Annotated in this window: 21 protein-coding genes; 8 read left to right on the top strand and 13 right to left on the bottom strand. The window is 60.7% G+C overall.

Annotated features, from left to right (window positions below):
* Positions 1-821: 821 nt before the first annotated feature.
* Genes tcuA through tcuC form a run of 3 tightly spaced genes read left to right on the top strand, consistent with a single transcriptional unit; the run spans position 822 to position 4,777 of the window.
* Complete coding sequence (gene tcuA, locus BLS87_RS24415) at positions 822-2,276, top strand: FAD-dependent tricarballylate dehydrogenase TcuA (protein WP_074756544.1); 1,455 nt, start codon at positions 822-824, stop codon at positions 2,274-2,276.
* Entirely contained in the window at positions 2,263-3,420 is a 1,158-nt protein-coding gene (gene tcuB, locus BLS87_RS24420) for a tricarballylate utilization 4Fe-4S protein TcuB (RefSeq protein WP_074756546.1), read from the top strand. The genes tcuA and tcuB overlap by 14 nt, the downstream gene beginning before the upstream one ends.
* Positions 3,421-3,475: 55 nt before the next feature.
* A complete protein-coding gene (gene tcuC / locus BLS87_RS24425; RefSeq protein ID WP_074756548.1) occupies positions 3,476-4,777 on the top strand; it encodes an MFS transporter in 1,302 nt (433 codons plus the stop codon).
* Positions 4,778-4,850: 73 nt separating this feature from the next.
* Here tcuC and BLS87_RS24430 read toward each other — a convergent pair whose 3' ends face one another.
* Entirely contained in the window at positions 4,851-5,834 is a 984-nt protein-coding gene (locus BLS87_RS24430) for a threo-3-hydroxy-L-aspartate ammonia-lyase (RefSeq protein WP_167362100.1), read from the bottom strand.
* An 808-nt stretch (positions 5,835-6,642) separates the two neighbouring features.
* Here BLS87_RS24430 and BLS87_RS24435 point away from each other — a divergent pair.
* On the top strand, positions 6,643-6,972 hold the full coding sequence (locus BLS87_RS24435; protein WP_074756550.1) for a hypothetical protein: 330 nt from the start codon (positions 6,643-6,645) through the stop codon (positions 6,970-6,972).
* 74 nt (positions 6,973-7,046) lie between these two features.
* On the opposite strand, the gene BLS87_RS24440 is transcribed toward BLS87_RS24435, so the two are convergent.
* The 9 genes from BLS87_RS24440 to BLS87_RS34755 all read right to left on the bottom strand — a co-directional run bounded on the left by BLS87_RS24440 (position 7,047) and on the right by BLS87_RS34755 (position 16,961).
* A complete protein-coding gene (locus BLS87_RS24440) occupies positions 7,047-7,619 on the bottom strand; it encodes a GNAT family N-acetyltransferase (RefSeq protein WP_074756552.1) in 573 nt (190 codons plus the stop codon).
* A 41-nt stretch (positions 7,620-7,660) separates the two neighbouring features.
* Positions 7,661-8,446 carry a sulfite exporter TauE/SafE family protein gene (locus BLS87_RS24445; protein WP_074756554.1) on the bottom strand — a complete coding sequence of 262 codons (786 nt, stop codon included), beginning with the start codon at positions 8,444-8,446 and terminating at the stop codon, positions 7,661-7,663.
* Positions 8,447-8,587: 141 nt separating this feature from the next.
* On the bottom strand, positions 8,588-9,091 hold the full coding sequence (locus BLS87_RS24450; protein WP_074756556.1) for a cupin domain-containing protein: 504 nt from the start codon (positions 9,089-9,091) through the stop codon (positions 8,588-8,590).
* Between the two features lie 12 nt (positions 9,092-9,103).
* On the bottom strand, positions 9,104-9,868 hold the full coding sequence (tam, locus tag BLS87_RS24455) for a trans-aconitate 2-methyltransferase (protein WP_074756558.1): 765 nt from the start codon (positions 9,866-9,868) through the stop codon (positions 9,104-9,106).
* A gap of 94 nt (positions 9,869-9,962) precedes the next feature.
* On the bottom strand, positions 9,963-10,370 hold the full coding sequence (locus BLS87_RS24460; RefSeq protein WP_074756560.1) for a hypothetical protein: 408 nt from the start codon (positions 10,368-10,370) through the stop codon (positions 9,963-9,965).
* A 100-nt stretch (positions 10,371-10,470) separates the two neighbouring features.
* The gene (locus BLS87_RS24465) at positions 10,471-11,553 is read right to left on the bottom strand and encodes a glycoside hydrolase family 3 N-terminal domain-containing protein (RefSeq protein WP_074756562.1); all 1,083 of its coding nucleotides are present in this window, start codon (positions 11,551-11,553) and stop codon (positions 10,471-10,473) included.
* Positions 11,554-11,855: 302 nt separating this feature from the next.
* Positions 11,856-12,854, bottom strand: a complete 999-nt coding sequence (locus BLS87_RS24470) for an SCO family protein (protein ID WP_244165901.1) — start codon at positions 12,852-12,854, stop codon at positions 11,856-11,858.
* A 74-nt stretch (positions 12,855-12,928) separates the two neighbouring features.
* A complete protein-coding gene (locus tag BLS87_RS24475; protein WP_074756566.1) occupies positions 12,929-15,862 on the bottom strand; it encodes a multicopper oxidase domain-containing protein in 2,934 nt (977 codons plus the stop codon).
* 379 nt (positions 15,863-16,241) lie between these two features.
* Positions 16,242-16,961 carry a hypothetical protein gene (locus tag BLS87_RS34755; RefSeq protein WP_244165898.1) on the bottom strand — a complete coding sequence of 240 codons (720 nt, stop codon included), beginning with the start codon at positions 16,959-16,961 and terminating at the stop codon, positions 16,242-16,244.
* A gap of 501 nt (positions 16,962-17,462) precedes the next feature.
* On the opposite strand from BLS87_RS34755, the gene BLS87_RS24485 reads away from it, so the two are divergent.
* From BLS87_RS24485 to BLS87_RS24500, 4 genes are all read left to right on the top strand, one after another.
* Positions 17,463-17,798, top strand: a complete 336-nt coding sequence (locus BLS87_RS24485) for a hypothetical protein (protein WP_074756570.1) — start codon at positions 17,463-17,465, stop codon at positions 17,796-17,798.
* A 141-nt stretch (positions 17,799-17,939) separates the two neighbouring features.
* On the top strand, positions 17,940-18,503 hold the full coding sequence (locus tag BLS87_RS24490; RefSeq protein WP_074756572.1) for a type 1 glutamine amidotransferase domain-containing protein: 564 nt from the start codon (positions 17,940-17,942) through the stop codon (positions 18,501-18,503).
* Between the two features lie 308 nt (positions 18,504-18,811).
* Positions 18,812-19,477 (top strand): glycosyltransferase family 2 protein, encoded by a 666-nt coding sequence (locus tag BLS87_RS24495; protein WP_074756574.1) that lies wholly within the window; start codon positions 18,812-18,814, stop codon positions 19,475-19,477.
* A gap of 160 nt (positions 19,478-19,637) precedes the next feature.
* The gene (locus tag BLS87_RS24500; protein WP_074756843.1) at positions 19,638-20,912 is read left to right on the top strand and encodes an Nramp family divalent metal transporter; all 1,275 of its coding nucleotides are present in this window, start codon (positions 19,638-19,640) and stop codon (positions 20,910-20,912) included.
* Between the two features lie 243 nt (positions 20,913-21,155).
* On the opposite strand, the gene BLS87_RS24505 is transcribed toward BLS87_RS24500, so the two are convergent.
* The 3 genes from BLS87_RS24505 to BLS87_RS24515 all read right to left on the bottom strand — a co-directional run bounded on the left by BLS87_RS24505 (position 21,156) and on the right by BLS87_RS24515 (position 22,764).
* Positions 21,156-21,641: a copper chaperone PCu(A)C gene (locus tag BLS87_RS24505; protein WP_074756575.1), complete on the bottom strand. Its 486-nt coding sequence runs from the start codon at positions 21,639-21,641 to the stop codon at positions 21,156-21,158.
* A complete protein-coding gene (locus tag BLS87_RS24510; protein ID WP_074756577.1) occupies positions 21,641-22,249 on the bottom strand; it encodes an SCO family protein in 609 nt (202 codons plus the stop codon). The genes BLS87_RS24505 and BLS87_RS24510 overlap by 1 nt, the downstream gene beginning before the upstream one ends.
* A 137-nt stretch (positions 22,250-22,386) precedes the next feature.
* Positions 22,387-22,764 (bottom strand): DUF2946 family protein, encoded by a 378-nt coding sequence (locus tag BLS87_RS24515; RefSeq protein WP_074756579.1) that lies wholly within the window; start codon positions 22,762-22,764, stop codon positions 22,387-22,389.
* Positions 22,765-22,771 lie beyond the last annotated feature (7 nt).

Consider the following 22,771-nt stretch of genomic DNA (forward strand, 5'->3'; position numbering starts at 1 on the left):
CCGCATTCGCCACTGTCGTAACCTCCAGCAGCTCCTACAGGTCTCGCGGCAGTCAGACACCTTGGTCTGCCCGATCTGGGCGTGAGTCTTCCAACTGTTTGAGACATGCCACAGGGCTCGGGTGCAACGCAGGACCTGTAGGAGACGTCCGAGGTTACGAGGGCAGCGAAAGCGGTGTGTCGGTCACCGCCGTTGTACCTGTCCCACCGCATTCGCCACTGTCGTAACCTCCAGCAGCTCCTACAGGTCTTGCGGCAGTCATGACACCTTGGTCTGACCAATCTGGGCGGGAGACTTCCAATTGTTTGAGGCATGCCACAGAGCTTGGCTGCAACGCAGGACCTGTAGGAGACGTCCGAGGTTACGAGGGCAGCGAATGCGGCGTGTCGGTCACCGACGTTGTACCTGTCCCACCGCATTCGCCACTGTCGTAACCTCCAGCAGCTCCTACAGGTCTCGCGGCAGTCAGACACCTTGATCTGGGCGTGAGTCTTCCAACTGTTTGAGGCATGCCACAGAGCTCGGGTGCAACGCAGGACCTGTAGGAGACGTCCGAGGTTACGAGGGCAGCGAATGCGATGGGTCAGCTGCATCAATGGTGATGACAGCCCGCATTCGGCATCGTACCGACTCCCACCGTCAGCGCGATGCCCCGCTCACGAAAGCGCTCGGCGTGATCAGGGCGCGGCGCATGCCCGCCCCTTTACTAAAACTAAACACCTCAAGGTGAATCCGGTCTTTCGAGGCTGCGCCGCTTTTCCCTACTGTGCCCCCATCGCTTGCAGCGCCTGAGTCTGACTGCCAGCGTTCGAGGAGACACAATGATCGATGTTCTAGTCATAGGGGGCGGCAACGCAGCGTTGTGCGCGGCGTTGATGGCCCGCGAAGCCGGTGCGAGCGTGATGCTACTGGAAGGCTCGCCCAAGGTCTGGCGGGGTGGCAATTCGCAGCACACACGCAACCTGCGCTGCATGCACGATGCCCCGCAAGACGTGCTGGTGGACGCTTACCCTGAAGAAGAATACTGGCAGGACCTGCTCAAAGTGACAGGAGGCCTGACCAACGAAACGCTGGCCCGCATGGCCATTCGCGCGTCGTCATCGTGCCGCGACTGGATGCGTTCCCACGGCGTGCACTTCCAGCCACCGCTGTCCGGTGCCCTGCATGTTGCGCGCACCAACGCGTTTTTCATGGGCGGCGGCAAGGCACTGGTCAACGCCTACTTCCGCAGTGCCGAACGCTTGGGCGTGAGGGTGCGCTACAACGCCCAGGTCAGCGATATCGAGCTCAGGGACGGCGTGTTTGTTGCTGCGCATCTCGCCGAACGGGAGGTCGACGGGCAGCGCCTGCCCGCTGAACGCATCGAAGCCCGCACCTGTGTGCTGGCGGCCGGAGGGTTTGAGTCCAACCGGGAGTGGCTGCGCGAGGCCTGGGGGCAGAATGAGCGCGGCGAATGGCCGTCCGATAACTTCCTGATCCGGGGTACGCGCTTCAACACCGGCGTACTGCTGCGCCGCATGATCGACCTCGGCGCCGACATCATCGGCGACCCGACCCAGGCGCACATGGTCGCCATCGACGCCCGCGCGCCGCTGTACGACGGCGGCATCTGCACCCGCATCGACTGCGTGTCGCTGGGCGTGGTGGTCAACCGCGAAGGCGAACGCTTTTATGACGAAGGCGAAGACTTCTGGCCCAAACGCTACGCCATCTGGGGTCGACTGGTGGCCGGACAACCGGGGCAGCAGGCGTATTCGATCATCGATCAACAGGCCATCGGCCGTTTCATGCCGCCTGTATTTCCAGGCACCCAAGCCCAGTCGCTGGCAGAACTCGCAGGCAAACTGGGTCTGCCCGTAGCCGCGTTCGTGGACACCGTGGAGCGCTATAACCGCGCCTGTCAGGTTGGCACGTTTGATCACACGGCCCTGGACGATTGCCACACCGAGGGCCTGACACCGGCCAAAACACATTGGGCCCGCCCGCTGAGTAAACCGCCTTTCTACGCCTACCCGCTCAAGCCCGGCGTGACCTTCACCTATCTGGGGCTGGCAACCGATGAAACGGCCGCCGTGCACTTTAACGGCAAGGCAAGCCCCAACCTTTTCGTCGCCGGAGAAATGATGGCCGGCAACGTGTTGGGCAAGGGCTACACCGCCGGCATCGGCATGGCCATCGGCACCGCGTTTGGGCGAATAGCCGGCACGCAAGCCGCTGCCTCGGCGGGGTTTTCATCTTCTACGACGAATACGGAATCGCACCATGCAGATGTTTGATCCTTCGACGCCGGGCGACCTGATCCCGGTCCTCAATCTGGACGAAAGCGAAGTGCAGCGGCAGATGACCATCTGCAACGCCTGCCGATATTGCGAGGGCTTTTGCGCGGTGTTCCCGGCGATGACCCGGCGTCTGGAATTCGCCCAGGCGGACATCCACTATCTGGCCAACCTGTGCCACAACTGCGGCGCCTGTCTGAGCGCTTGCCAATACGCCGCGCCCCATGAGTTCGCGGTCAACGTGCCGAAAGCCATGGCCAAGGTGCGTCTGCAGACGTACGCCGAGTACGCCTGGCCTAAACCGTTCGGCACGCTGTATCAGCGCAACGGCCTTACGCTCGCGTTGGCGACAGGTGCGGGGCTGGCGCTGTTCCTGTGCCTGGCGCTGCTGGTCATGGGTAACCTCTTCACCGCAATGCCTGGCGGCAATTTCTACGGCATTTTCCCGCACAACACGCTGGCGATGATGTTCGGCGCGGTGTTCGGCTTTGCCGTGCTTGCCCTCGGCATAGGCGTACGCCGGTTCTGGCGCGAAGTGACGCCGGGTGACGTCTCAGGGTCGATCAAAACGTCTGCCGCGCTGGAGGCCACGGCCAACGTCGCGCAACTGAAGTATCTGGACGGCGGCCACGGCCAGGGCTGCAACAACGAGGACGACCGGTTCACCCTGTGGCGGCGGCGTTTCCACCACCTGACCTTTTACGGCTTCATGCTGTGCTTCGCCGCAACCGGTGTCGCCACGCTTTACCACTTCTTGCTGAACTGGCACGCGCCGTACCCGATTCTCAGCCTGCCCGTGATGCTCGGCATCGCCGGTGGCATCGGTCTGCTGATCGGCCCTGCCGGTTTGCTCTGCCTGAACCTGCGGCGCAATCCCGAACAAGGCGACGCCCATCAAAAGCCCATGGACCGAGGGTTCATTGCCCTGCTGCTGGCCCTGAGCATCAGTGGTCTGGCCTTGCTGGCATTTCGCGAAACGACGGCGCTTGGCCTGCTGTTGGCCCTGCACCTGGGGTTCGTGATGGCGTTCTTCCTGACGATGCCTTACAGCAAATTCGCCCACGGCATTTTCCGCAGCGCGGCGCTGCTCAAGTTTTCCATCGAAAAACGCCAACGCAACCCGATCAACGCCGGCAGCGATTGATCCCGATACCAGACCGACCTTTCATTCCAATAACAATATCGAGCATACCGACGCCATGATGAACACCACACCGACAACGCCCCAACCGAGAGCGGCGAAATTCGCCGCCATCGTGCGGGTCACCAGCGGCAACTTTCTTGAGCAGTTTGATTTCTTTCTGTTCGGCTTTTACGCCACGTACATCGCCCAGACCTTCTTCCCGGCCAGCAGCGAATTTGCCTCGCTGATGATGACCTTCGCCGTGTTCGGTTCGGGTTTCCTGATGCGACCGCTCGGCGCGATCATCCTGGGCGCGTACATCGATAGGGTCGGACGTCGCAAGGGACTGATCGTGACGCTGTCGATCATGGCGTGCGGCACCGTGCTGATTGCATTGGTTCCGAGCTACGCCAGCATCGGTCTGGCAGCACCCTTTCTGGTGTTGCTGGGGCGTCTTTTGCAGGGATTCTCGGCAGGGGCCGAGCTGGGGGGAGTTTCGGTGTACCTGGCGGAAATCGCCACACCGGGTCGCACCGGCTTTTACACCAGTTGGCAGTCGGCGAGTCAACAGATCGCGATCATTCTGGCGGCGGCATTGGGCTACGGCATCAATGCCTGGCTGGACGCCACTCAGATCGCCGCGTGGGGCTGGCGCGTGCCATTCTTCATCGGCTGCGTGATCATCCCGTTCATCTTCGTGATTCGTCGTTCGTTGCAGGAAACCGAGGCGTTCAAGGCCCGTACGCATCACCCAGGCGCCCGTGAGGTGTTCCGCTCGATGCGTGACAACTGGCGCACGGTGCTCGCGGGTGGACTGCTGGCGTCAATGACCACCACTACGTTTTACCTGATCACCGTCTACACCCCGACGTTCGGCAAATCGGTGCTGCACCTGAGCACCACTGACAGCCTGATCGTGACGCTGTTCGTGGGGCTCAGTAACTTCATCTGGCTGCCGATCGGTGGTGCGATTTCCGACCGAATCGGTCGCCGACCCTTGCTGCTGGGCATTTCGTTGCTGTGTATCTTCACCGCCTACCCGGCCATGCACTGGCTGGCGGCAGCCGCCAGCTTCGAACGTTTGCTGGTGGTCCTGCTGTATTTCTCGTTCTTCTTCGGGATGTACAACGGTGCGATGGTGGCGGCGCTGACCGAGGTCATGCCGCAGAACGTGCGCGTGGTGGGCTTCTCGCTAGCGTTCAGCCTGGCCACGGCGATTTTCGGCGGCTTCACACCGGCCATGTCGACATTTCTGGTACAAGCCACTGGCGACAAGGCTTCCCCGGCCTACTGGCTGATGTTCGCCGCGGTGTGCGGTCTGTCAGCGACGCTGGTGTTGTACCGCCGTCAAAAAGCCTGGGTGGCCAAATCCGTCTGATCGTCGCACGTCGGCGGCAACGCGCTCCAGGCGTTCCCGCCGACCGCCACAGAGACGCCGCTCGCTGCGGGTGCTAACGCGCCAGCAGCTTCGCGTAAGTGTTGAGGTCGATGTTGCCGCCGCTGATGATCACACCGACCCGCTGCCCCCTCAGTTCGCTCGCCATGGCGCGAGCGGCTGCAAACCCCAGGCAACCGGTAGGCTCTACGACCATTTTCATGCGCTCGGCGAAGAAGCGCATGGCCTCGACCAGTTGCGCGTCGCTGACGGTGAGGATGTCGTCGACATCGCGCTTGATGATGCCGAAAGTGTAGTTGCCCAAGTACTGGGTTTGCGCGCCATCGGCGATGGTTTTCGGGGTGTCAATCTTGACGATGTTCCCGCTGCGCAGCGATTGCTGACCATCGTTACCGGCCTCGGGCTCGACACCGTACAACCTGCATTCGGGTGCCAGCGCCCGCGTCGCCAACGCCGACCCGCTGAGCAGCCCACCGCCGCCCAGGCAGACGAACAGCGAGTCCAGCCTGCCGACCTCCTCGAACAGCTCTTTCGCTGCCGTGCCCTGCCCGGCAAGGATGTCCGGGTGATCGTAAGGCGGGATCAAGGTCAGGCCGTGCTCCTGAGCGAGTTGCCGCCCAATCGCCTCGCGGTCTTCGGTGTACCTGTCATAGACCACGACCGTCGCGCCATACTCCTTCGTTGCGGCGACCTTGGCAGCCGGTGCATCGTGGGGCATGACGATGGTCGCCGGAATGCCCAACAATTGGGCCGACAGCGCGATACCTTGCGCATGATTGCCTGAGGAAAACGCGACTACCCCGTGTTTGCGTTGCGTGGCATCGAACTTCGATAACGCGTTGAAGGCGCCACGAAACTTGAAGGCGCCCATCCGCTGATAGTTTTCACACTTGAAGAACACCTCGGCGCCCAGCTCACGGTTCGCCGTGCGCGACGTCAGCACCGGTGTCTTGTGGGCATGGCCTTCAATATGTCTGGCGGCAGCGACCACGTCGTCATAGCTGGGAAGCACGGGGTTCGAAATAGCGAGGGTATCCATATTCATCCTCAAAGGTCGGGTTGAGCCAACAGGCAGGGGCATCGATTACTGTGTATCGAGTTCGCCCTGACACGCAATCTTCCGCTCCTGCTGATTTTCCCCAGGCAGCTTCCCACGCCCAGAGAGGCCCCGATTTCACTGACTTTGTAGTCACGAATCGACCTTTGTGTATTGAAACTACAAAATATGTAGCGCACGAAAATATTCACTACAAAACGGTTGACGAAGCTTTTTCGTAACGGCATAGTTCAAGCGTCTCCCCGATCGGGAGAGCTGGCAAAAGTATTCCGGGCCCGTTCGACGTAGCCGTCGAACATCCTCTGGAATCAGAGTGTTTTACAACGTCACGAGCGCAGGCAAGACAAGGCAAAAGCAGGCGGAAAACGGCCGGGGTCGCGTCCGACTTTAGGTGTTCTAAATGAGCATTTTCCGCATGGTTTTAACGCAGGATTGCCAAGCGCAGTAGTTGTTAAACAGTCTGAGGTGTGCTGCCCACAAGGCAGATTGAAGAGCTGAACCGGCATGATCGACCCATAGGCCGAGCGCTGGCGAAACGTCCTCATGACACTTGTGGTCGACCACGCATCGTCGCCAGTGTCCTCTTGACGCCCGCTGATTCTCTCCTCTGGATCGATTCATTCCGTAGCAGCCTCTTCTTCCCACTGCATCCATACGCCCGGCACCGGCTCTGTGTACCGACGGACCTTGTTTGTCAGCGATGGAAAGGACTGCGGATCGATGGACGATTCGCCATTACGTTTGAACTAACCAGATAGATTAACGAATAGGCACAAAGGGGTATCCGATCATGAATCTGAACAATCAACCTACTATTGATCAACTGGCTCGACTGTTCGCAGCGCAGAAGGACTCCCTCGATAGCCACATTCTCTGGGTCTGTGAGAAAGGTGATGTGCATATGGACAGCCTGGGTGCGTGCACCGAGGAGCAACAGTTCGACGAGCAGCACCCGCATATGCGTGCGCGGCTGAAGATGTACCGCAAGGGCCAAGGCTACGTCGGCAAGAAGGCGGCCGCCGACAAGCAATTCCTGGGACAGGTACTCGATACCCTGAGCAGTGAATGGGGCAGCGCACAGCAAGAGCCAGGCTTACGCGTCATCGACAAGCTCTGCTGATGGGTAACCGCGCGCCGCGGGTCATTCGAATCGCCGAATGACCCGCGGCTTTTTTGCCGGTGCTCTCAAAGCACTTATTGCTGAGCGGGATTCACCAGCGCCGTCAGCACATGATCTGCCCACTCGCCGTTGATCTTCAGGTAGGAACGGGCAAAACCTTCCCGCTGGAACCCCAACGCTGACAGCACCCGGGCACTGCGTTCGTTTTCCGGCCGATAGTTGGCCATGATTCGATGCAACTGCAGGTCCTCGAATACGTAGGCGATGGCTTTGTGCAGCGCCTCCGTCATCAGCCCCGTGCCCTGCGCCTGCTCTGCCAGTGAATAGCCCAGATGACAGGCCTGGAACACGCCGAGGACGATGTTGCTGAAGTTGCACTCGCCGATCATCTCGCCACTTTCGCGCTCACAGATCAACAGGTGCAAGCCGCGCCCGGCGAGCCGTTCGTGCTCGATGAAACTGATGCGACGAATGATGTTCTCGATCGCATAAAAACCAGGGGGTCTCATCGGCTGCCACGGTTGGAGATGCTTGCGGTTGCCGATGTGGTACGCCTGGATCTGCGCAGCATCACCGCCCAAAGCCGGGCGAAGAACAAGGCGCTCCGTAACCAGACGGATCAGGTGGGGCTCGGCGATGATCTCCATCCGTCAGATCTCCTGAAGCTGAGGGCACGGCGACGTCTGGCTTAGAACGCCAGTTTGTAGCCGATGGCGATCAACATCACCGCCAGACACGGACGAAGGATTGAGTCTGGAACTCGGCCGGTGAGATGGCTGCCCATGTAGATGCCCGGCAGTGACCCCATCAACAGGAAGCCCAGCATCGACCAGTTCATGTTGCCCATGCTGGCGTGACCGAGCCCTGCAATCAGGGTCAGCGGAACAGCGTGGGCGATCTCTGTCCCGACCAGTCGACGTGTATCCAGGAAAGGATAGAGGATGAACAACGCGACGGTGCCCAGGGCGCCCGCGCCGATGGAGGTTAACGCGACCATGACCCCCAACACCACGCCCGTCACCACGGTCAGGGTATTGAGACTCTTGTCGCTCAGACGGTAGTGATCACCGGCATGACGATGTGCGAAGGCGAGCAAGCGCTGTTTGAAGAAGATCGCCAGTGCCGTCAGCAGCAGTACAAAACCCAGCGCCTGCTTGATCACCGAGTTCATCGCGTCGGGGGCGGTGTGCAGACTGCTGAGGAACCACAGGGTCAGCCCCGCCGCCGGGACGCTGCCGAGGGTGAGCCAGCCGGTGATGCCCCAGTCGATGTTGTCGTTCTTTTTGTGCACCAGCACGCCACCGCTTTTAGTGATGGCGGCGTACAGCAAATCGGTGCCGACGGCGGTGGCCGGATTGATCCCGAACCACAACAGGATCGGGGTCATCAGCGAACCGCCTCCGACACCGGTCATGCCGACAATGAACCCGACCAGCAAACCTGCAACGACGAAACCTATATTGCCAAAATCCATTGTCATGCCTAACGAATGCGCAAACGCGAGAAAAAACTGGCGCGCAGGATAGCGACCTTTCTTATGAACAGAGTAGACCGAAACGATCTATCGTTATAACCAATCGCCCTGAAGTCGATATCGAGGCTCAAATAACGGGAATCAGGGCTCCCCTTCCCAATAGTCCAGTCGGGTTTCAGGACGGTGCATGGCGGTGAACGCTCGCGCGCCGTTGATCGTGACCATCGCCTGATATTTGCCGGAGTCGGGGTACTCGCAGACTTCCGGCGTTTCCCGCGTGCTGATGGAGAGGTACTTGAGCGGCGCGTTCGAGGTGTTGATGATCTGGTGCGGGTACTCAGGACCCGGAGGAATGAAGATCACATCGCCGCTTTTGATGGGCAGCATTTGCCCGGCGACCCGCAATGTGCCCTGCCCCTCGACGACCACGAACATTTCCTCTTGGGCGTAATGAAAGTGGTAGGGGCATGAACGTTTGCCCGCAGGGACAATGTCCACCGACGCACCCAGTTTCTGCGCCGCCGTGCCCGTGCCCAGGCGAGCAGCCTGACTTTGGTAGAGCGGCTCGCGGCGCTCGTCCTGCAAGGGCACTTCGTTGAAGTTGCGAATCAGGCGCGAGGCCAGCGTGCTTTCGGCATCGGTCATGGCGGGCTCCCCTCAGCGCACAGCAACGATGAACAAACGCGGGAACGGCAACAGCACGGTGCCGTCATCCAGCGCTGGATAGGCCTGACTGATCGCCTTCAGGTAAGCGGCGAGGAAGGCCTGTTGTTCGCTTTCATCGAGCTTTTGCAGATAAGGCCGCAGCGCAGAGCCCTTGAACCATTCGACCACGGCGGCATGGCCGCCCGCCAACGGGTGATGGTAGGTCGTGCGCCAGACATCGACTTCCGTGCAGTGCGGTCGCAGCAGCTCGAAGTAAGAGGCCGCCGGATGCCGGTCAGGGTGTTTGACCGAAGCAATCTTGTCCGCCCACGGGCCGTTGGCGGCGATCTCGCGCGCCAGTCGGTGTGCAGGCTCCTCAAGGTTGTCCGGGGTTTGCACGGCCAGACTACCGCCGGGATTCAAGCGGCTGACCAGACGCGGGTAGAGTTGCGCGTGATCAGGCACCCATTGCAGGGATGCGTTGGCCAGGATGACGTCGTAGGTCTGCGGCGGATTCCAGCTTGCGATGTCAGCCAGCTCGAAGGCCAGGTCTGGCAGGCGGTGACGGGCGTCGCTGAGCATGTCTTCAGAGCTGTCCAGACCGGTGATCAATGCATCGGTGAAACGCGCAGCCAGCACTTCGGTGGAGTTGCCAGGCCCGCAGCCCAGATCGATCGCCGTCTTGACTTCCTGGGTCGGGATTGCCGCCACCAGGTCGCGGACCGGACGGGTACGCTGCTGCTCGAACATCGAATACTGCTTCGCTGACCAACTCATCAGGCGTTTCCTTTTGTTATGAAAGGCGTGCCGCGAAGGTTAAAGCCTGCGTAGGCGGAGCACAAATGAAGAGCCGTAACTGGACGCCGCGACCTCAGGCGCGCCCGACGCCTTCGAACGCCACATCGACCATCAACGCTGGATCAAGGCTGCGAATACGCTGCTCGATGTGGTAGGCCCCGGCTTCCGCGTAACGCAAATAGACGCGGCTGCAGTCCACGCACTCGCAGACTTTGCACCGGTTGTACGGAAAGAATTGCGGGGCGATGGGCGCCTTTTCAGACCAATAAGAGGTGCCGTCCGGGTGGTATTCATCCAGGGTCAGGTCTTCTTCCTCGGCAGCGATCAATGAGCCGGTTTCCCGCAACTGGCTTTCCTTGATCGAGACCGGCAGCCCCTCCCATCCCGCGAAGGGTTTGGCCAGGCAGGCGCAGGGGTGCGTCACGGCACTGGAACGATGAGCAATGTGCAGCAGCTGTGCATAGGTAAGCGGGGTGAACATGGGCAACAGACTCTTGGCGGGTGAGGTCCTTTGGCGTGGGTGCATTGTGCAGCGCAACCCTCCTCCTGCCTACTGCAAACGGCGTCTTGCTGCCCTTCGCTCACAACGTCACCCGACGGGTCAGATGGCCACCGGAAATCGGGTACGACACATACAACCCGGAATCGACCTGCGCTCGGGAAACCTGCGCGAGACGGCGGACCCTGTTCGCTGCATTGAGCAGTTGCTGTCGATCCAGCTCGCCGTTTTCCACGGCAGCGACGATGGCCTCGGCAATGCCATCGAGCCCCGCCTCGCTTGATACCAGCAGCAGGTGCGCACCCGCCTTCAGGGCGGTCACGGCGGTTTCGGTGAGGCTGTTGTCGCGCAGAATCGACACGGCATCCAGGTCATCGGAAATGATCAGCCCATCGAATGCCAGCGTGTCGCGCAACAAACCAATGATCTTCTGCGAGGTGCTTGCCGATTGCGACGGGTCGAGCGCCGGAAACACTGCAGGGCCCGGCATCACGGCCTGAACACCCGCAGCAATCACCTGACGAAACACATCAAGGCCGTCCTCCAGTGCCTCGACAGGACCGGACACGATTGCGCGCGCCACTGCGGGATCATGCTCGGTTTGGTAGTGGCCGGGAAAATGCTTGGCGGTGGCGGTGACACCGGCCCTTTGCACACCGCGAATGAAGGCACAGGCGATGCGCGAAACCTCGACCGGGTCTGGCCCCAGGTTGCGATGATGCAACCACGGATTGACACCCGTGACCACGTCGACAATGGGGGCCAGGAATAGATTCACACCCATGACCCGCGCCGAACTGGCCATCTCATAGCTGCGTGCTTCAATCACGTCGGCGCTCATCTCCTTCAGCGCGTCAGCTGCCGGCATGCCAGGCACCAGACCGTGCAGGCGCTGGATCCCGCCCAACTCCTGATCCACTGCGACCAAGACCGGCGAGCCCGCACAGGCGGCGGCCTGTTCGGCGATGCCCATGAAGTGCGCCTGAGTCTCGGAGCGTCGGCGCTCGAAACTCATGTTGCGCGCCAGGTACTCATCGCGGGTTTCACCCAGCAGGATCGAAACCCCGCCCCGGTTTAAATAGCGGCGCACGGTATCGTCCAGCTCCAGCCCGGCGAATGCAGGCAGCAGGACCGCATACGCGGCGCGTTGCAGTTCGTTTGACATCTATTGACCCACCCCATGGCTATCTGCTCGTTTGTGCTCACTCTAACCTCAAAACGAGCGATGTCAATGCTCGGTTAAGGGCCTGGAGTCATCAGCAACGAGCAGAGCGAAGCATAAGAGGGCCATGCCGTGCGCACCTGACCGGGCCACTCATCGAGAGGAATGCACCTGAAGCCCCCTAAAGTCTCGGGCTGGCCTTTTCAAAAACAGAAACGGCTGCCATTCAGGCAGCCGTTCTTCTAATGGCAAGAGCAATCGCGGACGCCGATCACTCGGCTGATCCGGATTTCCAGGCAAACGGCTTATTGCATGTGATGCCCTTCATGACCCGCGTATCCCTCATGCCCGGCATGCATGTCATCACCGGCCATGTGAGTCACCGGCTGTTGACGGTCCGTCTCTTCCTGCAAATACTGCACGACCTCGGCGATGTCGTTGTCGGCCATCCGAAGGTTGGGCATCGCCACCTTGTTGTAGGCCTCGTACAAACTCATGGCCAGCGGATCCTTCTCGGCCAGCATCACGTCCGGTTCCTTGAGCCAGCGCCCCAGCCACAGGCCGTCGCGTTGCCGGGTTACGCCGAGCAGATCAGGCCCGACACCCCGCAAACCGGTCGCTTCCTCGCCTTCATGGCCCAACGTGTGACACGCACTGCAGCGGGTGCGAAAGATCTGCTCCCCCAGGCTCGGCGCGCGCACGTCTGGGGCATTCGCGTAGCTGTCCAAGTGCTCGCTGGCGACCTTCCAGTTCTGCAGGCTGTTGCCCAGATGGTCCGCAAGAATGTAAGGGTTCTCGAACGGGGAAGCCTTCATCCAGCGCCCGGTCGTCTGGTTGCCGACAATCAGGCTCAGGTTATGGTCGGTGGTCCTGCCGTTGTCGACGCCTTCGATGAACAACCCCAGTTTGCGGCGCAGCTCGACGATGTCGTCCTTGTTGCCGGTCAGAAACTGCCAGCCCGGCGCCACCTTGAACTTGGCGGCGTACTGCTTGAGCACTGCTGGCGTGTCGGTTTCAGGGTCGATACTGATCGAGTAGAAAAACACGTCCTTGCCGACCCGGTCGCCCAATAGCCTCTGCACCTGCCGCAACCTGGCGGTCTCCAGCGGACAGGAGTCGGTGCACGACGTGAAGATAAAGTTGATCACCACCACCTTGCCCTTGATCAGGTCGTCGTAGAAATGCACCGGCTGTTCGTCCTGGTTGATCAATACCGTGTTGGGGAAGAAATCCTGCCCCCACGGCGTGGCCGACGGTGTTTCACCGGCCACGCCGGTAAGGCTGCCCCAGACCATGACGGTCATAAAAACGGTCACTGCAATGGCCGCGCTGCGAAGCATCTGGAACATGACTGCACCCTCCCCGATCCCGCGGATCGCTATTTGCCTTTGCCTTTGCCGGAACCCGAGGAGCCCGAGCCGCCGGAACCCGATCCCCCAGAGCCGGACCCGCCGGCACTCGAACCACCCGAACCTGTAGTGGGCGTGGTCGTGGTTACGGCTGCCGCCAGCTTGACCGAAGGACCGCTGCCGTCGCCGTCGTGGTAGGTAGGCAACGCGGCAGAGGCGACATACCCCACGCCATCCCAGGTGGGCATCGGTGTCGGCATCAGTTGGAATTGACCCGGGTGCTCGATGTCCCAACGCAGCAGCATCGAGTTGTCCTCATGCTGGGTGTTGTGGCAATGCTCCATGTAGGTCCCGGCGAACTCGCGGAAATGGATCGCCATCTCAACGTTGTCGCCACTGTCGGTGCCGATGCGGTAAACGTCCTTACGCGCCCATTTTTCCCACTCAGGTGGCGCCTTGCCGCCCCGACTGAGGATGATCCCTTCCTCGAAGTGCACGTGCACCGGATGGGTCCAGCCGTTGCCGCCGTTCTGGATTTTCCACACTTCCAGCGTGCCGGTGCCCTGATAGCCGGACGGTTCTGCGCCGTTGGCCAGGTGCATACCGGCAGACAATCTGCGTGGGTCCATGGTGAAACCCAGACCGCCGTCGGTCTTGATGGTCCAGGGCACCGAATCCGTGCCGTCGGAACGACCGAAGATAAAGGTGCGATGACGTGCCTGGCCCAGCAGCGCGATGTCAGCGGCGTTGTCTCGGTGCAGGGTCAGCGGAATCATCGTCTTGCCTTCAGGCTTGCCCGGTTTGGCCGGCTCGTACACCACCGGATCCATGCTCAGGTCCTGCCCGGTATAAGGCTTGACGTTGATCTGCATGAACTTGCCCACCACCGGGTCCCCCTTGTCCCACTGCGGCCCCTTGCTGCCTTGCTTGATGACGGCCAGGTACTTTTCGGACAACACGTCCGCGAGCGGCACTTCGCCTTTGGGCCCCTTACCGGTGTCATGCTCCATGACGTTGACGAAGAACAGCTTGTCCCCGGCCTTAATGCCGTTTTTCCCGAAGTTGATGATGATGTCGTAGCGTTCGGCAATGCCCTGATTGGGCAGGATGCCGAAGTTGTTTTTCAGGTCGCCGTCACCGTCCAGGTCCAGGGTGCCGTCGAATGGCACGGTGTGTTCCATGATGTTGCCGTCGTTGGCGATCATGTGGAAAGGCACCCGGGCGTAGGACACGCCGGAGTCTTTCGGCCCAGGGAACTCTCCGCTGTTGCCTTTGATTTCCCGCACCACGGCAATCTTCACGTATCGCGACACCGAGCCATTGAGGATGCGGAAACGGTAACTGCGGGCGCGCACGTCCAGGTAAGGCTTGTAGCTCCAGTTCACAACCATTTCATCGCCGAGGAAGCCGTCGGTGTTGAACGGGTTGAACCACAGTTGCCCGGCCTGATCCCACGCCTTGTCGGCGACGGTCAGGTTGACGTCGTAGTCGCGGTTGCCCCACGCCAGGGTCGAGCCACTGGGGAATCGCAGGTTGACGCCGTCGTCGATGGCTTCGTTGCCACGGTCCAGGGCGCTGTAGTAGTTCATCATCGCCGCGTTGCCCTTGTAGACGTTCTGGGCAGTGAAATCCATCATGTGATCGTGGAACCAGTGGGTGCTCATGGTTTCGCGCCAGTCACCCCGGATCTTGATCGTCCCGTGATCACAGGTCTTCATACCGGGCGACTCATCATTGACCCACAGGGTTTCACCCGGCGCACACGGAAACGCTGCGCGTGGGTCCTTGGCGTTGGTGTTGATGGTGTCGTAACCCGCGAGTTGCATCGGCCAGCGATAGTCGTAGTACTGGCCCGGAAAGAAGAACGCGTTGGCATAGCCGTCACTTTCAGCCGGGTTATGACCATTGTGTTCGTGGGTGGAGATGGTGTGCAGCCCAAAGCCTTTGTTGGCCGACGGATCGATCGGCAAGCCGTTGTAGTGACGCATCAACACCGGCTGGCCGTAACGCACCATCAGCAGTTTGGGCGGCAGCGTGCCGTCGAATGTCCACACCGAGTTGTGTTCCTGAACCGGCATCAGCGGGTGAAGGCGCACGCCGATGCCACTGGCGCTACCGCCGTGGTTGGTGCTGCCGTCGGGGTAGTAGTTCAAACCACCGGGTCCCCACTCCCCGCCTTTGTAATCGTGTAACTGCAGGTGATCGCGAAAACCGCTGTTCGAATGAGCGCCGGTTTGCACGGTCTTGTAGGCAATCTGCGGGTAGAACTCATTCCAGCGCTGATGTGACCAGCCTTTTCCTGGCGGACGCCCTTCGGCGGGCGCGTCCACGCGACGGTTCAGGAAATCCTGAATCTGGGCCTGCCACGGGTTGCGGTCCAGTGAGTTGGCGAACTGCGTCGGGAATGGCGTCAGACCCGGTTGCGCGAGAAAGGCGGCCAACGCTTCAGGCGAGGGGCCACTGCGAGCCACGTTGGTGGGGTCCTGCGCAGGACCTGGGCCGAGTGTTGGAACCGGGAACGGAATCAGCGACGGCGAGGCGGTCGGGTCGAGCTTGGTCGGCCCGAACTCTTCAAACAGCAACACTGCCTGGGTGAAAGGTTGAGCGCCGAACAACGGGCTTGGCTTGCCATTGGTGGGGAAGTTGAAACTGGTTTGCGCCGAGGGCGGCAGGACGTTTTCGATCCTTGTGGTGGCCCGCGTGCCTTTGACGTCGTTCGGCAGGTCGATGGCGCCTTCGTTGGCTTCCGGCAGTGTCAGTAGATTATTCAGTGCGGCGGCCGGATCGGCAGGCGGGTCGTAATACGCAGAGGGGTCAGTGGGAGGGGGTTGATCTTCGTTGTCGATCGGCCCGGCCTGGACACCGGTCAGCCCCATGGTCAGGGCGATCAATGCCGCGGAAGATCCGCGCAAAAGCTGAAACCCGTGGAGGGGGGGAAACTTTAAACGCGCAGGTTGTTTCATGTGATTCACCTTCAACTCATGCACAGGGGCATTTGTGTTTCATCCGACTGCCCTGGTTAAGCGCTGCGTGTCGAAGGCTTTTAGCGGCCCGTCGCACGGAGAAGCGCCTGCAGGTAGTGGGTGAAGGGGCAAATCCCTTGCCAGAGTTGAAGCACGGCTTGATAAAGGCAAAACGATGGCAAGCCAACGCGGCTAAGTCGTGGCTTTCACTGAAAGATGTCGTAACAATTTAATGAGGAAAGTTGGCATGGACGTTGGCGGCTGCGGGGACCTTGCCCCGCAGACATGGGGAAATTCACAAGATGTTGGGGATTTGAATGGGTCATGACCGGCCCGGGAAGCCGACGTTCGCGGCTTCGCCCGGTCCGGTCGTTACGCCTCAGGCACCGCCGCGATTGTCGCCCGGTTCGCCCCTGGCATGATTGCCGCGGTCGTCCCCCACCTCACCCAGCGCATGGTTGCCCCGGTCATCGCCGATCTCGCCGGCCCTGTGAACACCGTGGTCGTCGCCGATTTCGCCGGCCCTGTGAACACCGTGGTCGTCGCCGATTTCGCCGGCTCTGTGCACACCGTGGTCGTCGCCGATTTCGCCAGACCGATGAACGCCTCCGTGGTCATCGCCCGCTTGTGCGTGTTCGCCGCGATGGCCAGCGTCGTGATTGCCATGGTCGTCGCCGCGAGCGCCGTGATCGTTGCCGTGGTCGTTGCCGCCGTGACCATTGCCGGCGCTGTTGCCGCCGCCACTGTGGCCGCCGCCGGAACCACCCGAACCACCACCGCCACTGCCGCCTCCGGAACCACCGTTACCGCCGCCGTGACCGCCGCCGCCACCCCCGTTACCGCTGCCGCCACCGCCGTTGCCACCGCCGCCATTACCGCCGCCGCCACCTCCGTGACCTCCGCCTCCGCCTCCGCCTCCGCCACCATTACCGCCGCCACCTCCGTTACCGCCACCACCACCACCACCACCACCACCACCACCACCACCACCGTCTTTGGCGTAGGCGCTGGAATGAGAAATCGAGTCGGGGATCAGGACAGTGGATGCGGACAGCACCCCTCCGATCGCAAGTGCCAGAATTGCTTGTCTGAATTGCATAACTACCTCCACCTTCTTGTTCTGGTCATAAACCGCAAACAGAGCCGGTGCAAAACGAAGGCCATCGCCCCATGGCAATCAACGCTTCAGCACATCTCGCGACAACGCAGACAACAGCGTGTGGCCCCCAGAGACCGTGTGCGCACAGGTACCGTGAGATCCGGCGGCTGGATCATCCAGCGCCGGACGGTGTTCTTGGGGTGAACACGCCAACGGCGGCTAATATTCATTTACGCCTACGAACGGTCATTCAGGATTTTTTCGGCAGCGCTCTTTTCATTTGCGCATTAGCTCGTCAACATACGCGCCCACTCCTAACGGGCTCGACGTTAATAAACGCAAATGATCGCGTTTCCTGACGTCGCCTTTTGTATTAAATAGAGACAGAACAAACACTTCCGAATGCCCGTTGCCTAGATCATCAATGATGTTGAATTGATATGGCGCTAACGCGTGCGGCCCTCTAAAGTGATCTCACTCTCTGATTTCAGGACGAAATAGATGCGTCTTTTACTGCTGACAAGTGTGCTGGCCGTGAGCCTCGCGGGCTGCGGTTCTACCCCCAATAACCCTTCCGTCAATCTGGAAACCCCCAAGCTCGCTGCGGACTACGCCCAATGCGTTTTCCCTAAATGGCAAAAGCTGAGGCCCGAAACCACGATGACCGAGGGCAAGGGACACTACAAACTGCTGATCTCCGGCAAGTTGTCGCAGGACGATATTCTCGAAGTGTTCAAGGGCAACCCCAACACCCGCGTGTTCCTGTACCAGCGCGCACCGCTTGCCTCGGCGTTCGGTCAAAGCGCCCTGGAAAAAGCGGCACGCGAGTGCTTGTGAACCGGGCCGCCCGTCCGGGTCCTGGCTGATTGGCGCCGATACCGGCGATGCAATCGGGCTGAACTTCATTTTTACGATTCCCTCTGAGAGCCGACACCACCCGTTTTAGCGGGTGCCATCTCACGTCAGAGGAATCACATCATGAGCAGCACACTGAACGGCAAGAAAGTCCTGATCATCACCGCCAACACCGGCATCGAGCGCGATGAGCTGCTCAAGCCACTCCAAGCGCTGAAAGGCATGGGCGCAACGGTTACGCACGCGACCATCAAGGGCGGCGCCGCCCAGACCTTTCTCCAGGACACCGAAAAAGACACCAGCGTGACCTCGGACACCACACTGGCAGGCTTGTCGGCCGATCAATTCGATGCGCTGGTGATTCCAGGCGGCACCGTCAACGCAGACACCCTCCGTCAGGACCACGACGCACAACGTCTGGTCAACGAGTTCGCCAACGCCGGCAAAACCGTCGCTGCGATCTGCCACGGGCCTTGGTTGCTGATCGATGCGGGCGTGATCGCCGGCAAGACATTGACCTCCTACCCCAGCGTGCGGACCGATCTGCTGAACGCTGATGCCGCTGACTGGGTCGACGAGCAGGTCAAAGAGTGCCCGGCCAACGGCTGGACGCTGATCACCTCGCGCACCCCGGATGACCTGCCAGCGTTCAACGAAGCCATCAGCAAGTCGTTGCAGGCCGCCTGAACCGGTTTTTCATAGCGCTGAAACGAAAAACGCATCAACGCCGCTTTAAGCGGCGTCGATGCGTTTGGGAAGTCTATAACCCCGGTGGAAGACAGCGACGTACAGACCACCGGGGGAGCTCTCGCACTCACGGTGTATGAGCGGCCTTGGCGCAACTAATTCAATCTTTTTTTGCTCGGCGTTCAATTAACTCGCTCACGGTAACAACTCGTCTTCGTAAACGAAAAAACTTGAAACCAATATTTAACCCTCTCGTCGAGATAAATAGGCCCACGCGATCGTCGCAAGCCCCGACATGAGACTTGCCCATGATTGGAATCATCGTCCCCGCGCACAACGAAGAAGATTTTCTGGATGACTGCATCAAGTCATTGGTTGCCGCTTCCGGTCACGAAGGCCTGGGGGGCGAGGCGGTGGAGATCCTGATCATGCTCGATGACTGCTCCGATAACTCCGAACGGATTGCACGCAGCCATGACGTGTCGGTGCACACATGCCAACACCGCAATGTCGGCATGACGCGCGCTGCCGGGGCGCAGTTGATGCTCGAGCGCGGCGCTCGCTGGCTGGCGTTTACTGACGCCGACACCGTGGTGCCGTATGCGTGGCTCTCCGAGCAGGTGGCGTTCGGGGCTGATGCTGTCTGTGGGATTGTCGAAGTGAGTGACTGGTCCGAGCACTCCGACCAGGTTCGCCAGCGTTACAACGCGCTGTACCGTCCGGTCGACGGACACCGGCACATTCACGGCGCAAACCTGGGGGTATCCTCGGCGGCGTACCGGCGTGCCGGAGGGTTCAGGGCGTTGAAGGCCCATGAGGACGTGCACCTCGTCAAGGACCTGGAGCGCACTGGCGCGGCCATTGTCTGGACCGCTCGAAACAGTGTCATGACCAGCGCGCGCAAGCATTCCAGGTGCAGGGAAGGCTTTGGCGATTATCTGAATTCACTGGCGACCCAAGCGTTATTGGGCTAACCCTGACTACGCACACTGAAGCTGCGCATACGGCACTGAACGGCCTTGATCTGTGCACCCTTGATCTGTGTACACGGCGGCCCTCACCTGAGCGGGACAGCAACTGATGCAACCGATAAAGAACCGGGCCAACCCCGGCGATGACACATTGGGTGGCGGCATGCCCAGTGCCAGTGTCGCCGTGCCCAAGACCGGGAACTGGTTCAAGCGCCTGCTGGCGTTTACCGGCCCCGGGTACATGGTTGCGGTCGGGTACATGGACCCGGGCAACTGGGCGACTGACCTCGCCGGTGGATCGCAATTCGGTTACCTGCTGCTTTCCGTCATTCTGTTTTCCAATCTGATGGCAATCGTCTTGCAGGCGTTGTCTGCACGCCTGGGCATCGTGACCGGCTGGGATCTGGCCCGCGCATGCCGCGAACGCTACAGCCGTCCCGTCTGCATCGCGTTGTGGATCGCCTGCGAAATCGCAATCATCGCCTGCGACCTGGCAGAAGTGATCGGCACTGCGATCGCTCTGAACCTGCTGTTTGGGATTCCACTGGTGTGGGGCGCAGTGATTTCCGCCATCGACGTCTTTCTGATTTTCTTGCTGATGGGCAGAGGGTTCAGGGCGCTGGAAGCCTTTGTGATTGCGCTGTTGCTGATCATCTTCGGCTGCTTCGCGATTCAGATGGTCCTGGCCCGTCCGGACATGGCCGAACTGTTAGCCGGGTTCATCCCCCGGGCCGAGGTGGTCACCAACCCGGCAGCGCTCTACCTGGCCATCGGCATCATCGGCGCTACGGTCATGCCACATAACCTGTACCTGCACTCCTCCATCGTCCAGACCCGGGCCTATCCCCGAACCGACGAAGGCCGGCGGATCGGCCTGCGCTGGGCGGTCACCGACAGCACCATCGCCCTGACCCTGGCGTTGTTCGTCAATGCCGCGATCCTGATCACGGCCGCAACGGTCTTTCACAAGGCCGGCAAGACCGATGTGGTGGAAATCGAGCAAGCCTACCATCTGCTTTCGCCGATGCTGGGGGTCGGGATCGCATCAGCGCTGTTTGCGGTGGCGCTGCTGGCATCGGGGATCAACTCGACGGTCACCGCGACGCTGGCCGGGCAGATTGTCATGGAAGGCTTTCTCAGCCTCAAACTCCCCGGTTGGGTCCGTCGCTTGCTGACCCGAGGATTGGCGATCATTCCCGTGGTCGTGGTCACCAGCCTGTACGGCGCCGAAGGCACTGCAAAACTGCTGGTACTGAGCCAGGTGATCCTGTCGATGCAGCTCCCCTTCGCCATCGTGCCACTGGTGCGTTTCGTGTCCGATCGCAAGCTGATGGGGAGTTTCGTGACCGGCCCGGTGTTAACGACGTTGTCCTGCGCCATCACGCTGTTGATCATCGGCTTGAATCTGGTGCTGCTGGTGGGAATGTTCCGGGCGTGAGCCTCGACTCAAGAGGGGCAGAACACAGATTCAATGCCGCCGACCCGACCGCATTCGCTGCCCTCGTAACCTCGGACGTCTCCTACAGGGTCCGTGTCGTTCTGACGACTTGAGGAGGACGCTCATACGGTGGGAGCGAGCGTGCTCGCGAATTCGGCGGAGCTGACACTTCAACGTCCGCTGACAGGCCTTGTTTGCAACGAAAAAAGGTGCCGGTCGTTGCAACCGGCACAGGTGCTTACTTCACTTCATGGCGCCGTGATCGTGGCCCATGTCCATCTTTTCCATCATCGCGCGGGCGGGGGCTTGCACCTCGATGGTTTCGCGTACGCCCTTGTCGTTTTCGACTGTCAGGGTCAGCGGGACCTGATCGCCCTCCTTGATCTGCTTGACCAGGCCCATGAGCATCACGTGGTAACCGTCCGGGTCAAGGGATACGGTCTTGCCGGCAGGCAATGCCACCGAATCCACCGGCCCCATGCGCATGACGTCGTTGGTCATGCTCATCTCATGAATCTGCACGTCCTTCGCGGCTGGCGAGCTGACGCTGAGCAGCTTGCTGTCGCTGTCCGCCGTGACACGCATGAACGCACCCGAGGACGGCTGACCGGGCACCGAGGTGCGCACCCAGGCGTCTTCCACCTTGGTTTGCGCGATGGCCGACAGACTGCAACCCGCCAACAGCGACGCCAACAGAACCCGGGCAGTTTTGGACAACAGAGCAGTCATCAGCAGACCTCCATGACGGTGAGCAGATCTTCCGCGCATTGTTTGGCGGAAAGTGAGGGCGACAGGCCGAGGCGTAGATTACCCCGTGAATCGAACACGAAACTGGTGGCGGTGTGTGACATGGTGTAAGTGTCGCCGACAGGGACCTTCTCATAGAACACGCCAAACTCCTTCGCCACTGCCCGGGTTTGCTCCAGCGTGCCGCGCAGGGCCACGAAGCCTGGGTCGAACTGCTTGACGTAAGCGTCGAGTATCTCGGGCGTATCGCGCTCGGGGTCGACGGTGATAAAGATCACTTGCATGGTCTTGCCGTCTTCGCCCATCAGCTTCTTGGCCTGAACCGCACGGGCCAACGCAGTCGGGCAGACCGACGGACACTGGGTGAACCCGAAGAACACCACCGGCATCAGTCCGCGATAGCTGGACAGTGTCTTGACCTCACCCTGGGTGTCGGTGAGTTTGAAGGTACGGCCCATGATCTTGTTGCTCAGATCCTTGCCGTATTTGAAATCGAGCGCGGTGGTCGAACCATCGCAACCCGCGAGAAGCCCGAGGCCCAAAAGCCCCAGACCCGAGACCACCTGGCGGCGGGTCAGTAAATCATTCATGTGACGAACTCTCTGAAGCAGCAGCCAGCGCCAACGCCGGCCTTGACTCGTCTCGCTTCTCGCCCTGACGGCAGAGCCCTGCCCGAAATGGCGAAGAAGGGACGAACGCTAAACACCGTGTTCATGCCACGCCACGCTCAGGGCGCCTGCGGGGCGATTCCGGGAAAGGTCTGTCGAGGTGGCCTGCGCAGCCGGTAATCGGACCGTGGAAGGGATTTGTACGTAGGGCGCGTCCGCCAGCTCAGCCCGATGAAGAACACCAGCGCCAATACGGCCGTGCCGGCAAACGCACAATCGGTCATTGAGAGTTTCATCAATTGCGCATGATCGCCCATCTGCGCCATGTCCATGCGCCCTGAAAGCTCATGGTGCTCGCTGCACTCGACGCCCGCGTTCAGTTGATTGAACGCCCGCAGCATCTGCCCGTGGCTGAGGCTGCACACAAGCCCACTGAACAGCACGATGCCGTACAGCATCCAGGCGATAAGCGATTGATGGGTTCGGACGAATTTCATGGGGCGA

Source organism: Pseudomonas abietaniphila (assembly GCF_900100795.1).
In the GTDB taxonomy this organism is placed as follows: Bacteria; Pseudomonadota; Gammaproteobacteria; order Pseudomonadales; family Pseudomonadaceae; genus Aquipseudomonas; species Aquipseudomonas abietaniphila.